The 14,236-nt window shown below is 42.5% G+C and carries 14 protein-coding genes; 2 read left to right on the top strand and 12 right to left on the bottom strand.

What is annotated here, in order from left to right; all coding sequences use genetic code 11:
• Positions 1 to 2 precede the first annotated feature (2 nt).
• From NBH14_RS17645 to NBH14_RS17685, 9 genes are all read right to left on the bottom strand, one after another.
• On the bottom strand, positions 3 to 980 hold the full coding sequence (locus NBH14_RS17645; protein WP_186960592.1) for an SDR family oxidoreductase: 978 nt from the start codon (positions 978 to 980) through the stop codon (positions 3 to 5).
• Between the two features lie 199 nt (positions 981 to 1,179).
• The gene (locus NBH14_RS17650; RefSeq protein WP_186960591.1) at positions 1,180 to 2,274 is read right to left on the bottom strand and encodes an MraY family glycosyltransferase; all 1,095 of its coding nucleotides are present in this window, start codon (positions 2,272 to 2,274) and stop codon (positions 1,180 to 1,182) included.
• A 471-nt stretch (positions 2,275 to 2,745) separates the two neighbouring features.
• Complete coding sequence (locus tag NBH14_RS17655) at positions 2,746 to 3,417, bottom strand: hypothetical protein (protein ID WP_250817689.1); 672 nt, start codon at positions 3,415 to 3,417, stop codon at positions 2,746 to 2,748.
• Complete coding sequence (locus tag NBH14_RS17660; RefSeq protein ID WP_186960589.1) at positions 3,398 to 4,228, bottom strand: metallophosphoesterase family protein; 831 nt, start codon at positions 4,226 to 4,228, stop codon at positions 3,398 to 3,400. The genes NBH14_RS17655 and NBH14_RS17660 overlap by 20 nt, the downstream gene beginning before the upstream one ends.
• A gap of 88 nt (positions 4,229 to 4,316) precedes the next feature.
• Positions 4,317 to 5,039, bottom strand: a complete 723-nt coding sequence (locus NBH14_RS17665; RefSeq protein ID WP_007652863.1) for an HAD family hydrolase — start codon at positions 5,037 to 5,039, stop codon at positions 4,317 to 4,319.
• A 4-nt stretch (positions 5,040 to 5,043) separates the two neighbouring features.
• Positions 5,044 to 5,961 (bottom strand): CDP-alcohol phosphatidyltransferase family protein, encoded by a 918-nt coding sequence (locus NBH14_RS17670; RefSeq protein WP_046146742.1) that lies wholly within the window; start codon positions 5,959 to 5,961, stop codon positions 5,044 to 5,046.
• The gene (locus NBH14_RS17675) at positions 5,961 to 6,818 is read right to left on the bottom strand and encodes an ATP-grasp domain-containing protein (RefSeq protein ID WP_186960588.1); all 858 of its coding nucleotides are present in this window, start codon (positions 6,816 to 6,818) and stop codon (positions 5,961 to 5,963) included. Before NBH14_RS17675 ends, NBH14_RS17670 begins: the two co-directional genes overlap by 1 nt.
• A 32-nt stretch (positions 6,819 to 6,850) precedes the next feature.
• Positions 6,851 to 7,552, bottom strand: a complete 702-nt coding sequence (locus NBH14_RS17680) for an NTP transferase domain-containing protein (protein ID WP_186960587.1) — start codon at positions 7,550 to 7,552, stop codon at positions 6,851 to 6,853.
• Positions 7,553 to 7,664: 112 nt separating this feature from the next.
• Positions 7,665 to 8,957, bottom strand: coding sequence for an inositol-3-phosphate synthase (locus NBH14_RS17685; RefSeq protein ID WP_007652868.1), 1,293 nt, complete (start codon positions 8,955 to 8,957; stop codon positions 7,665 to 7,667).
• Between the two features lie 433 nt (positions 8,958 to 9,390).
• Here NBH14_RS17685 and rbp point away from each other — a divergent pair, with 433 nt between their 5' ends.
• Together rbp and lpxZ are read left to right on the top strand one after the other, a co-directional pair.
• Entirely contained in the window at positions 9,391 to 9,636 is a 246-nt protein-coding gene (rbp, locus tag NBH14_RS17690; RefSeq protein WP_007652869.1) for an RNA-binding regulator, read from the top strand.
• A gap of 106 nt (positions 9,637 to 9,742) precedes the next feature.
• Positions 9,743 to 10,996, top strand: a complete 1,254-nt coding sequence (lpxZ, locus tag NBH14_RS17695) for an LpxZ family protein (protein WP_186960586.1) — start codon at positions 9,743 to 9,745, stop codon at positions 10,994 to 10,996.
• Positions 10,997 to 11,026: 30 nt separating this feature from the next.
• On the opposite strand, the gene NBH14_RS17700 is transcribed toward lpxZ, so the two are convergent.
• From NBH14_RS17700 to ilvD, 3 genes are all read right to left on the bottom strand, one after another.
• Positions 11,027 to 11,404 carry a cyclic nucleotide-binding domain-containing protein gene (locus NBH14_RS17700; RefSeq protein WP_007652871.1) on the bottom strand — a complete coding sequence of 126 codons (378 nt, stop codon included), beginning with the start codon at positions 11,402 to 11,404 and terminating at the stop codon, positions 11,027 to 11,029.
• 9 nt (positions 11,405 to 11,413) lie between these two features.
• The gene (locus NBH14_RS17705; protein ID WP_186960585.1) at positions 11,414 to 12,439 is read right to left on the bottom strand and encodes an FAD:protein FMN transferase; all 1,026 of its coding nucleotides are present in this window, start codon (positions 12,437 to 12,439) and stop codon (positions 11,414 to 11,416) included.
• Between the two features lie 62 nt (positions 12,440 to 12,501).
• Entirely contained in the window at positions 12,502 to 14,229 is a 1,728-nt protein-coding gene (gene ilvD, locus NBH14_RS17710; RefSeq protein WP_186960584.1) for a dihydroxy-acid dehydratase, read from the bottom strand.
• Positions 14,230 to 14,236: the final 7 nt, after the last annotated feature.

A 14,236-nucleotide genomic window follows, 5' to 3' on the forward strand; every position in this document is an offset into this window, starting at 1 on the left:
TTTTATTTCAAATTTTCCCAATACCAACTACAAGCAGCTTTCAAACCGTCACGCATAGAAAATAGAGGATTATAACCAAGAAGTTTTTTAGCTTTGTCAATACAAGCCAATGAGTGTGGAATATCTCCTGTACGATTAGGACCATGAATAGGCTCGATATTGGCAATTCTTGCATCGTATTCCGAAAGAAATTCCTTGAGGTATTTTACCAAATCGTTCAATGTGGTACGCTCTCCAAATGCTGTATTGTAAATTTGATTAACTGCATCAGGATTTGTGCTCTCCATAGCCAATACATTCATCTGAATAACGTTATCAATATAAGTGAAATCGCGAGAATATTCTCCATCACCATTGATGTTTGGAGCTTCATTATTCATAAGCTTCTTCACAAACAATGGTATTACAGCAGCGTAAGTGCCAAAAGGGTCTTGACGACGACCAAACACATTAAAATAACGTAAACCGACATATTCGATATCACCATAAGTACGAGCAAATACATCTGCATATAATTCATCAACGAGCTTAGTGATTGCGTATGGACTCAGCGGTTTACCAATCACATCTTCCACTTTGGGAAGTGACCTGCTATCGCCATAAGTAGAAGATGATGCGGCAAAAATAAAACGCTTCACTTTAACCTCACGTGAAGCAATTAACATATTCAAGAAACCACCAATATTTACATCATTTGTAGTAGCTGGATCTTGGATGGAACGAGGTACAGAGCCCAGTGCTGCTTCATGAAACACATATTCCGTACCTTTAACCGCCATCCGGCAATCTTCGATGTTACGGATGTCACCAACTATCAACTTGAAAGTTGTTGGAAACTTCTCAATCAACGGTATGATATTTTCCATTTTACCTGTTGAGAAGTTGTCCAAACAAACAACTTCGTTATCTCTGTTCAAGAAGTACTCACACAAATTAGAACCGATGAAGCCAGCTCCACCGGATATTAAAATTTTCGACATATATTAGACCTTATTATAGATTAAAAGCTATATGACTTCCTAATAATTTTATAGTATCCATGTACCACCACGTATCGCATGCCTTCGATTACATCCTAAGCGTTCTTTGCCTTTAGAATTTCTTCCGTAAGCACTCAAAAAGTTAATTAGAGCACTTTAGCAATGTCTTTGGGCTATTTATATTCAGAACACCTTCTCTTTATTGATTTTTATCCCTAATCCTATCAAACCACAGATTCAATCCTACCCAAGTAATAATGTCCGTAAAGAGCAGGACATTGTTGTTGATGTAAGTTATTAGTGCCATGTTGGCAATACTGAATAATAATGCCATTGCCAATATACAAATCATTGCTTTACGCGAACTGAACCCCATATCCAAAAATTTGTGATGTATATGATTTCTATCTGCGTCAAATAACCCTTTGTGATTTCGGGCACGCACCAATATAACCCGAATCACATCAAACATAGGAACTATTAAAGTAGAAAAGGCAATAACGATAGCTCCCTCTGAATACGGGGCTCTTTCAGGATTGTTATTGGTATAGGAGATAGCTAAAAAAGCTAATATATATCCCAGCGTCAAACTACCTGTATCCCCCATAAATATCTTTTTACAGCGATCTACATTACCAAAAACATTATAATAGAAGAAGGGTAGTAGTACTCCCAATGTAGAAAAAGCGAGCATGGCATAAATCCATTGGTCATAATAGATATATAAGCTGCCGAGAGTCAACAGTGATATACTACTTAACCCGGACGCTAATCCATCAATACCATCAATAAGATTGATCGCATTAACAATGAATACAGTTAATAGGATTGTAAAGGGGATTCCTAGCCAGGGAGTCAGTTCCTCAATTCCGAAAAGGCCATACAGGTTGTTGATCCATAGGCCGGACAGGGGGATAAGGGAGGCTGCTATGATCTGTACAACGAATTTGCTTCGGTAACGCAGTCCAACCAAGTCATCTTTTATGCCTGATAAATACAATAACGTTAAGCCACAGACTAAGAAATAAAATTCGGGAACTATGAAATGAAGGCTATCAATGGCGATTTCATAACCGATAAGATACCTTAATCCGGTGGTGAAAGCCAATGAAAATAGGATGGTGGGGACAAATGATATGCCGCCCAGACGGGGAATTATTCCGCTATGGACTTTTCGTTCGTCGGGAATGTCGAATAACTTTTTTCGGAAAGCTACAACGAGAATCCTTGGAATAATAAGCGCTGATAGAACTATTGATATAAGTAGAGAAATAGCAATGAATATATAAATCATAACAAACTATAAGGTATTGACACAACAAAGTTCGTCAGTCACAGAAGTGAGCTCACGAAAAACAATGACTAGCAAAAACGATCGTTTTTTTTAGTCACCGCAAAGGTATGCATTTTATTCATATCTACAACAAAGAAAAAATATTTAGATTTTAATTTTCAAAACTTATATAGAAATTGTTTCAATTGTTAAAATAGACAAAATAATGACTAGTTAAAACGATCGTTTTTTTTAGTCATTACTTTTTATTGTATGTCAGTGGAATATAGCTTGTTATTATATGTTGTGAAAGGTGGTTCAGCCTCTTGTTTTGCAGTTTTTTTGAAGATTGTTTTTATGTGTTAAATAGTACAATAAGTAATGTGCGGTTGCTGGTTAAAAATAACAAATATAGTCTATGGCATATACAAATATTTGTATTTATTATAATGTAGTGATGAGTGATCTCTTATGGAAGTGTAATATTTCTTATCACAATATCTGAAACTTCAGGCCAAATGACAGGCTGAGATAGTCTTTCGGCTTCAGATATTTGTTTCCAAATTTGTTAAGGATATACAGATCGCATGAACTGAGTTCGTAAAACAGCGTGACTGATTTATGCCATCTTCCCGGATTATTGAATTTAAAGGTGACACGTTCACCAAGAAAAATGTGGGTCCGTACTCTTGTTGAAAAGAAGTAATAGCCTTTAGGATATTTGTCAGGGCTTTGTACCCAAAAATCTCTGTCAAGCAGGGTGTTAATGTATAACCCTGTCGTTAACGGTTCAAAATCAATGTTTTTATGTAAAGGAACTCTCCAGGGGATATAATTCTGCTTTGCCGTAAATGTTGCCATAGTGTGACGTTTTTTTGAACTTTCTGCATTCAGGTTACGGGTGGTTTTGGGAACAAACCCGAAGAGAAGGTCTGTTTCCCAGTGATGGCGGTAGTAGTCCCATCCGATGCCGAAAGAGAACATACCCATGGAGCCGGCAAATTGTATTTTACTGTACCGGGGGATAAGATTTTCCCATAGTGAAGTGTATCTTTCTATATGTCTGTCATACAAAGTCGGGGCAGGGATACTGTCCTGAGCATTTATATGAAACGGAAAAAGCAAGGTTAAGAGCAGTAGTAATTTAAAATTTAACGATTTCATATGAGTAGTCATCAGGTGTTACGGTAAAGAGTAAATAAGTACGTTTGCCAATATTGTCGCAGCAATAATAAATGATCCCGTCATCGAACAGATCGCGGGCGGCAAAGTTATGATCGTGGGCATGCAGGCAGAAAAGAGGATTGGGAAATTCCCGTATCTTTTCCTGGAAGATATCTGCCACATTGTTATTGAATTGCTCGCTTCCGGGTGGTACATGCATAACAAAGATCGTGCATTTATCATCTTCTGTTGTACCGTTCAGTTCACTTTTTATAAAGGAGAAATCGGGTACAGGAATGGAGTAATCGTATTCAAGCGCATTCGTATTCAGGCAGATGAAACGGATTGCACCACCTCCGCCATAATACTGTGAGGGGCCGACGCTGAACGAGAAGTTTTTAGGACCGTACATATCCTCGTATACCAATTCCCCGTTGCCGATAATATCATGATTGCCGATCAGGGCAACATAGGGTATTTTTAGCTTGGATAAAATTGAATGTTGCCAGATATATTCTTTTTTGATACCAAAATCGGTCAGGTCACCTCCGTGAATGACAAAATCGATAGAGTCCCGTTGGTTGACATGCTTCACGAAGTCATTCGTTTCATCCAGCCAGCGCTGGGTGTCGCCTGTAAAGATAAAACGGATGGTGTCTTTATCCTGGCAGGCGTTCCGGATTTTAAAAATATTCGTTTCATTGATATCTTTATCTTCTTTGTTCGTGATTCTTCCGTCATACGGATGGTAATCTATCAGATCACACGATGTGAATAGTACGAATAGTAATAACGCATATTTCTTTATCATAATAAAGCCCTATCTTTTTTTGTTTGCAAAGATAGGGCAACTTTTATTTTAGGAAAGGTTTCTATTGAATTATTGATGGTCAGAAAGTCTATAGGCTGAATGCCTGTTCCAGTTCTGTGAAATCGGTAATAACCAGGTCGGCTGATTCATCTCCCCGGTAATCGCTCCAGCCGATACTTTTCAGCCAGATCGTTTTGCAGCCAATAGACGTAGCAGGAATAATGTCTTTATCGTGAGAATCCCCGATTACGACGATCGTTTCTGCCGGCAATGATAATTCTTTTACACCTAACCCGAATATAGCCGGATCGGGTTTGCGGATACCGACAACTGCTGATTCGACAATCGATTTAAAATAAGTATCCAGATGAAAATCTTTTAGTACAGATTCGATGTTTCCGTAGAAGTTGGAGACCAGTACCAGCGGGTATTTTTGAGACAATGCCTCCAGTATGGGGCGGGCTGTGTCGATCGACTTCCGTGCATAAGCATAGCACCAGTCGGCCAGCCGCTGTTTTAATCCGGGAGTGGCATACGCTTCGGGGATAAAATCGCCGGCTTTGAGCCATTCGATCTGTATGTCTGTCTTCAGGCGCAGCATATCGAGGAAAGTGTGATGGGGCTTTACGATCGGATTTTTACCTAACGTCCGTTCGCCGTGCACATAGGCATTCCGGAAGATCTCTTTGCTCACCGGTACTTCTTCGGCCTGGTAAGCCATCCAGATCACTTCGGCCCAGTGCATGCCATTGCTGTCGATGGTACCGCCATAATCGAATATGATTCCTTTTATCTTGTCTGATTCGAACATATATTTATGATTTTGATTCGAGTTCTTTAGTGAATTGGGCACAGAAACGTTCGTGTGTTACGATCATATATGCCAGCATGATATTCAATACCGTCATTTCAAATACGAAATACAGCCAGGGCATATCGATGAAAAGACTGACGAATAAAGCAATGACACGTGTGTTGAATGACAACATGTTCGTGTATTTCATCATCGGAAGGCTCTTTTCACGGAAGGCTTTCCGGAACCATTCCGGAGCTTCATCGTGATACTTGGTCCGGATGATGTTCATCATTTTCTGAAACTTCGGCGACAATGCTTCCTGCCCGACGGTATAGTTGATATAAAATGTTTCAAAAAGTTTATAGATAAAATCTTTTTTCCAACTCATCGTCTTATATTTCTCTTTCAGGGCGGGAGAGTGGGAGAGTTCGCTTCCGGCTTTTCCTTTCAGGAATAACAGATGGATATTCCGGTAATAATCAGCCATGGCGGCTTGTTTGCTGTGAAAAAATCCGGTGATAGCAGCAAATATCCAGATCCAGATACCCCATTCCGGTGTCAGGCGGAGGCAGATGGCGGCATAGATAGCAATAAACCAGCAGTCACCGGCTGTTCCGTCCAGAATACGGCCCAATGGTGTTTTCTTACCGGTCATGCGGGCCAGCTGTCCGTCGGCACTGTCGTATGAGTTTGCCCAGATAAGCAATAACATACCGATGATATTTATTGTCAGGCTCTGGTAATAGAAACAAATGCCGGCTGCAATACCTATAAATATACTGGCTACGGTAATTGCATTGGGGGATACTCCCAGCTTATTGAAGAATAACGCCCAACGATAACCGATCGGGCGATAGAAGTGGATATCGATGAACTCTTCGGTATCCAGGGATTTGAGTGTAGACTCTATATCGGGTTTCTTTTTTGTTTCTTCCATTACTTGCTGATTAAATTATAGATGCGGCGGGCAATCAGGGGAGCAGCTTCGTCCCGGCAGGGAGCAAAACTGGGCCAGTCATTGAAGTCGATCAGCCGGATCGATCCGTCATCTGAAATAATACAGTCACCACCGTAAATATGAATGTTCAGTACTTCTGCCGCCTGGCTGCAAAGTTGCTGCAACTTTGAATCGTCAAACGGAATGCCTTTGGCCGTTCCGTTTATCTGTTCCAGCCCGAATTTACTATGATGTTGGTTGGAGGGGTAGAACCAATAAAAGAAATCAGTTCCGGTCACGCCATAGAACTTAACCAGGTCGCCTACCAGGTGTTCGTTGACTACGGCAGTCTTGATTCCACGGATAGCGTATTCTTTCAGGATTGTTTTGGCTTCTTCCGGATTCCTCACATAGGTGACATCTTCCCGGTGGATGGCGTGAAAGTCACCCCGTTTGATCCAGCAGTTATAAAATCCGGCATTTTCCAGTGCGGCTGTCGGGTCTTCATCGGTGGGAAGGATCAGACTGGCCGGATGGGAGATGTTGTTCGACATTAACAGGCGGGTCATTTTCTCGCGCGTACAGTTTTCTATTCCATAGCCGGAGTTGATAACGGTATAACCCTGATCTTCCATCTGCTGTAGTTTATGGATAGAAGTCCAGTTTCTGACCATATTGAAGATGGCTGTCTCTTCAAAGTTATGGATTATCAGATCTGATTCTATGTATTCGTTTACTTCACATCCCAGATCGCGCAGATGTTGGACGGTCAGAGAGAAGATGGCGGCATCGTTACCGATATGGTTGGGGGAAAATTGATTTTCCCGGCGGATGCCTGCTATTGTTAGTTTACTCATTACTTTTTTATTTAGTTGTCACTTGTCAACTATCAACTGTTTAAAAAATCTTCGGCCTTTTTGATATCTTCGGCATGATCGACGTCTACGATTTTGCTGAATGGGTAAGCCTTCAGCTTTAATCCTTCGGCTATAAGCTGACGTTGGTAGTTGCGCATACGTGACATGCCTTGTCCGATTGCATTATTCAGGACTTTCAGTCCGGAGCGCCGCAGGCAGTAAATACCGCCGGAGATATAAGAACATGCCGGTTCTCCTTGTTTATCCAGAAAGCCCCGGATTATTAAATCGTTGTCTGTATCTACGTATAAAGGTTTTTCGTCATCTATAAAGTCGGTTACTGCCATTAACCCGTCCAATTGACTTTCTTTCAGGAACGCCTGGATGTATCCGCCGAACTCTTCTTCTTTGAAAATCGTGTCGACGGTTGTCAGGCAGATATGATCGCTGTCCAGATGGTGACTGAGCTCATAAAAGCTATGCATGGAACTGGGAGTGGATTTAACCAGCAGATAAAAAGGAACAGGCAGTTCCAGATTCCGCAAGTGTTCCTGCACTTCCTTCATTTCTTCATTTACAATAATACTGATAGATGACGCATCGTTTTTCAGAAAAACATTGATTAAACGATCAATTAACGCCGTACCGTTTAGTTGTACCAGTGGTTTGGGCCATTTTACTCCTTCTTGCACCAAGCGGGAACCCTCGCCAGCTGCAATGATTGCATAATCCATATTTGTCAGAAACTAATTGAATTAAGATGATTGATATATGAAAAAGAAATTCTTCTATCCGAGGAAAAAATCGTTTTTGGACGGATAGAAGAAGTCTTTTTATATGTGTGTATTAATCCAGATAGCTAGGTGCTTTTTCTCCGATCATATCACGCAAAGTCTGTTTAACCATTCTCCATTGCTGGAACAGGTCGTGAACAGGCTGGTGTTCGAAATCGTGCATCGGGCTCTTGCAGAAGAATGACAACCAAGTCTGGATACCGGACATACCGGCACGCATAGCCAAGTCGCTGAACAATACCAGGTCGAGAGCGATAGGAGCGGCGAGGATAGAGTCACGGCAAAGGAAGTTTACCTTGATTTCCATCGGATAGCCCATCCATCCGAAGATGTCGATGTTGTCCCATGCTTCCTTGTTATCCTTGCGGGGAGGATAATAGTTGATACGTACCTTATGATATACGTCACCATAAAGGTCCGGATATTTTTCAGGTTCGAAGATATTGTCGATCACTGACAGTTTGCTAACTTCTTTTGTCTTGAAGTTTGCAGGATCATCCAATACTTCGCCGTCACGGTTTCCTAAGATGTTGGTGGAGAACCAGCCGCTTACACCCAGCATACGTGTTTTGAACATCGGAGCCAGTACAGTCTTCATTAATGTCTGTCCGCTCTTGAAGTCCTTTCCGGAGATAGGTACATTCATCTGTTTGGAGAATTCCCACATAGCTGGCGTGTCTACACACAGGTTAGGAGCACCCATAATGAACGGAGCGCCTTCTGCGATAGCAGCGTAAGCATAACACATACTCGGGGAAACAGCTTCCGTATTGTTTTCCTTCATCGCTTTTTCCAATGCGGCAAGCGACATGTGTTCATCTGACAGAGGAATGTAGATTTCAGTACTTGCAGCCCATAAAACGGCGATACGTTCGCAGTTGTTGGCAGCCTTGAAATCGCGGATGTCCTGGCGGAGTTGTTCTACCATTTCCCAACGGGTGGCAGCCTGTTTGATGTGCGTTCCATTTAAGCGTTTAGCCCAGTTGTGATCGAATGCAGCCGGCATCGGTTTGATGGCCTGCAATTCTTCTTTCACATTGTTCAGGTCTTTTTCCTTTAATACTTCAGCATACATGGCAGCTTCGTATGCATTATCGGGGAATATATCCCAACCGCCGAATACAATATCGTTCAGATCAGCCAAAGGCACAATGTCTTTGATTGCTTTCTCTTCTCCGCTCTCCAACCGCATAGTCGCCATCTGGGCGATTGAGCCAATTGGTTTCGCTACTCCTTTACGAGCAGCCAGAGTACCTGTAATCATGGTGGTTGATACTGCTCCACCTACACCCACAACGAGAATGCCAAGTTTCCCTTTAGCTTCTTTTACTTCGATTTTTTCCATGTCAATTTAAGTTCAAAAATAATTGTGCAAATTTAGGCCTTCTTAATTGAATTAAAAAGGATAAATATGCGATATAATTGGTCAAAAATACTATATTTTCCAATAACTTGCCAGTCTTTCTGTACAAAAGTACTATTCTCTTCGTACTAAAGGCTTATTTTTTGAGTTGTGCGTGAGATAAAAAAATATCTATCTCTTGAACTATTTTGTTACAAAACTATAAAAATAGATTGGTTTCACAAATAATTTTGACGAATATAGTTGTTTATCGAATAAAAATACTTTCCTTTGTGGCATGTGAACAACATAGTTTTCAGAAATTGCTCTTTTATCTCCGATGTAATATTCAACAAGTGAATTTATTTTGTAGTAATGGACCTTTCCAAGATTATTTGTTACAGTTTTTTTATTAATTATTTTATATCATTTTTGTATGAATATTTACATTGGTAACCTGAACTATCGGGTTAGAGAATCTGACTTACAGCAGGTTTTAGAAGAGTATGGAGTTGTAGAATCAGTAAAGTTGATCATTGATCGCGACACTAACAGATCAAAAGGTTTTGCATTCGCAGAATTTACAAATGAAAGCGAAGCAAGAAATGCAATCAATGAATTGAACGGTGCTGAATACGAAGGCCGTCAGATGGTTGTTAAAGAAGCTACTCCAAGACGTTGAGTTAGTTTTAACAAATAGTATAAGAGAAGGGGTACGGAAGTTAAACATCCGTATCCCTTTTTTTATTGCTGATAATTTCTTACGTTTGCTGCAAATTTTGAAATAAATGAAAACTCTTCCCTTGAAATCTGCCCGTCTGCTTCTGCCGGGTCTCTGCTTTCTGATTGCAAATCTATTTGTTGTATGTCCGGTCCGGGCACAAATTTCCGACCGGGTGTTTAAGTCGGACCATCGGATTGATCCGGAAAAGAAAGGGCAATTATCTGTCGAGCTGGATAATATAAGTTTCTTTAAAGATAATGAATATACCGGTTCGATTATGAAAGGATATTCTTTGCCGGGATTCTGGATACAACCGAAGGCTGTTTTTTATCCGCTGGGTAATATAAAACTTGAGTTGGGGGTGCATATGCTCCGTTATTGGGGGGCAAAGAAATATCCGAGCCTGGCTTATCAGGATATTGCCGAATGGAAAGGCGACCAGTATCAGCATGGTTTCCATGTCCTTCCTTTTTTTCGGGCGCAGATGGCTTTGTCCGATCATGTGAATATTGTTCTTGGCGATATTTATGGTGGTGCTAATCATAACCTGATCGAACCTTTATATAATCCGGAGTTGAACCTGACGGCTGATCCGGAAGCCGGACTTCAGTTGTTGTATGACTCCCGCAGGTTTGATCTGGATGTTTGGGTGAACTGGGAAAGTTTTATTTTCCGGGAAGATACGCATCAGGAGGCTTTTACTGTCGGGTTGTCGGGACGTTATAAGCTGAATGATCCGGATGCGCGTTTTCATTTTTATGCACCGATGCAGGGATTGGCCCAACATCGGGGAGGGGAGATCGATACGATATTTACTAACTCTGTACAGACTTTGATGAATGGCGCTGTGGGAGTCGGTACGGTTTGGAACACCGGCAATCCGATATTCCGGAATGTAAATCTTGAGTTTGATGTCGCTGGTTATTATCAGCAGGCCGGTAAGTTATGGCCATATGGCAGCGGCTCCGGTTTTTATGTCCGGGCATCTGCGGATATTTACGATTTTCGGGTGAAAACATCTTATTGGAACAGTGATAAATTCATTTCCATGTTCGGCAGTCCGTTTTATGGGGCGGTATCGACATCGGATGAAAATGTTTCTTTTGGCGGGCAAAATATGGTTTATCTGGGGTTGGAATACTCAAAGAGTTTTGGGAAAGGTTTTTCCCTGGGGGTAGATGTGGATGTATATCAGCATCTGTCTGTCGATAAGTTTGGACCGGGGGCTGGTGAAGTCGGTAAATCCGGCAGTGCTACCAGTTTTTCGGCTGGGATTTATTTTCGGATCAATCCATCGTTCTTAATCAAGCAGTTTTAAAAGGAGAAAATAATGAAAATAAATAAAGGTCTAATTTATATTAGACCTTTTTTCTTTTTGATAGGATTCAAGCAAAAATAGTGTTTTTGCTAATGACGGGAAAGTTGGTAGAACGACCGGGCGTTCCGGATTCCACTCCGGATCTTCCGTGATCATTGTGGATAAAGTTCCCGCATGCATGAGTACTGTCTGTGCATCTGTGATAGCCGTTATGATATGACGTTTTTCCGTAGGCAATAAAACGAAATACCCTTCATCGACTTCTACTACCGGGGTTGCCGTTTTCGAACAGATGAGAAGTTTGCCTGTAGTGACAAAAAGTAATATGTTTCCCATTTGTTCTGTGTCATATACTACTTCACCGGCTTTTACTTCTTTGCATTCAAATTGATTAATAAAATTCTTCATAAAAAATTGCTACTCGTTCAGCATTGCTTCAATCGGCCTGTTTGGCAGATATTGAAGCATACCGGTAGAGTATTCTATCTGATGTTTACCGTTTTCATCGGAGTAGATTACATAATATTCAATACCGGGAATATTTTTTGCCGCTTCGCGTGCTTTTTCCAGCCCCATCGCCATGAAGGCTGTCGCATAAGCATCGGCGGTGATACAATCTTCAGCTACAATTGTTGCGCTTAATATGCTTTGTTCGGATGGGTATCCGGTACGCGGGTCAATCGTATGAGCGTACTTTTTTCCATCTTTGACGTAGTAGTTACGGTAGTTGCCGGATGTGGCAACGCCTCCTTTTTTGCATAACTGGACTACTTCTTCTATATCGTTTTTTACTCCGGTTGAATCGTCTTCCGGTTTATTGATTCCTATGCGCCAGCATTTCCCGTTCTGGTTGACGCCTTTCATCGTTACTTCGCCACCAATTTCGACCATGTAATTTTCAATGCCTTCACGTTCAAGCAGACGTGCTATGACATCGCTTGCATATCCTTTGGCGATTGCGGAGCAATTCAGCAGGATGCGGGAATCGTCTTTTACGACTTTCCGTCCGTCCAGTCTGATTTTCTGATAACCGACAAATTGCTTGATACTGTCGATCATTTGAGGGGTCACACTGTCCATTTTGCTGAAACCGAATCCCCAGAGATTGACCAGAGGAGCACAGGTGATATCGAAAATGCCTTCCGAATGGTCGGACACTTCTTTCGCCCTGTTGAACACCTCGATAAACCAGTCATCTACTTCGACCGGCTCATTCCGGTTCACTTTTGATATGATAGAGTTCGGATTGAACGGATTTAACGAAAGATTGAACTTTTGAAATTCGGCATCAATCTTTTCTGTCAGTATTTCAGAACCTTCATATTTAATATGATAGATAGTATGAAAAACGGAACCGCTTTCTTCGAAATATTGTTTCTGTTTTGTACAGGCAGTGAACATAAGTATCCATAAACCGGCCGCCAGAATGATCTTCTTGTACATCTCTTTAAATTTTAGCGCAGCAAAGATACTAAAATTTATTGTAATTCAATCAATGTCAGTTGTCAAGCCTTTTTGTTTTCCATATAAGCCCCTTTCATGGGAGATGCGCAGTTGCGTGTAAAAATATCCAGGATACCGCGGCTATGGCGGGATACAGGCTGTGTCCATTGTTTACGACGCTCCGACAGAATCCGGTCTATTTCCTCCGGTGATTGTTGGAAGCCGTTGGCTCCGATGATCTCGAGCTTACGGGCAGGTATGTCGATGTGGATCAGGTCATTGTCTTCAACCAGGGCGATAGGACCGCCGTCGTATGCTTCCGGGGAGACGTGTCCGATGGCCGGGCCACGGGTGGCTCCGGAAAAACGTCCGTCGGTAATGAGGGCAATACTTTCTGCCAGTTCCGGGTCGGAGGCGATGGCTTCGGTCGTGTAAAACATTTCCGGCATTCCGCTGCCTTTCGGGCCTTCGTAACGGATAAAGACGGCTTCTCCCGGATGGATATTTTTCTGCAATACAGCCTGCAATGCTTCTTCTTCGCTATCGAATACACGGGCCGTCAATGTAGCCTGCATCAGGTTGGGGGAGATGGCGGCATGTTTGACAACGGCTCCTTCCGGGGCGAGATTCCCTTTTAATATGGCAATCGCTCCTTGTTTCCGGATCGGACTTTTAAACGGTTTGATAATGTCGCTGACTTTTACTCCAAGCGGGGACAAGTATTTGCGGCATCCTTCATAAAATCCGTTTGTGCGGAGTGTTTCAAGATTTTCTCCCAGGCTTTTTCCGGTTACTGTCCGGACGTCCAGGTTAAGCACGTCTTTCAGTTCTTCCATAATGGCGGGAACGCCGCCGGCATACCAGAAATATTCGCCCGGCCAGAATCCGCTTGGACGGATATTCAGTAAAAAAGGAATTTGGCGATGGATTTCATCAAATAATTCAGGCGGAAGGTCTATGCCTAGTTCATGCGCAATGGCCGGCAGATGTAGCAGGCTGTTGCTGGAGCCGGCTATCGCGGCATGCACCATGATTGCATTTCTGAAAGCGTCGATTGTCAGGATATCGGAAGGCAGTAACTCTTCTTTCCCTAATTCAACGGAACGCTGGCCGGCATACCGGGATATCTCTTTTATATAATGTACGTGCGTAGGGATCAAGGCCGAACCCGGCAGTGCGATACCTAGCGCTTCGGCCATTACCTGCATTGTGGAGGCTGTTCCCATAAATGAACAGGCTCCACAAGCCGGGCAGGCGTCTTTTTTATAAGCGAGGAATTGTTCTTCGCTTATCTCTTTCCGTTCGTATTGTGCACTGTATGTTCCGATTTGTTCTAAAGTCAGCAGGTTGGGGCCGGTTTTCATAATACCTCCCGGCAGGAGCAGGGCCGGCATATTCAGCCGGGCGATCGCCATCAGGTGGGCAGGGACCGATTTGTCGCAACTGGTAATGAATATTCCCGCATCGAAAGGCGTTGCTTTTACATGTATCTCTATCATGGCAGCCATAATATCGCGGGATACGAGCGAATAGTTCATTCCGTCGTGCCCCTGTGCTTCGCCGTCGCAAATGTCAGTGACGTAGTAATTGGCAACCCGTCCTCCGGCATCGCTGATACCTTTGCCGGCTTCTTCCACCAGCTTGTTCAGATGGGCACTCCCGGGGTGGCTGTGTCCGTAACTGCTCTCAACGATGATTTGCGGTTTGCTGAGATCTTCAATGCTCCAACCACTACCGAGGCGGAGTGAATCGAGTTCCGGTGCCAATTTACGTAATTCCTGACTTTTCATATATACT

Source organism: Parabacteroides caecihominis (genome assembly GCF_023656785.1).
In the GTDB taxonomy this organism is placed as follows: domain Bacteria; phylum Bacteroidota; class Bacteroidia; order Bacteroidales; family Tannerellaceae; genus Parabacteroides; species Parabacteroides segnis.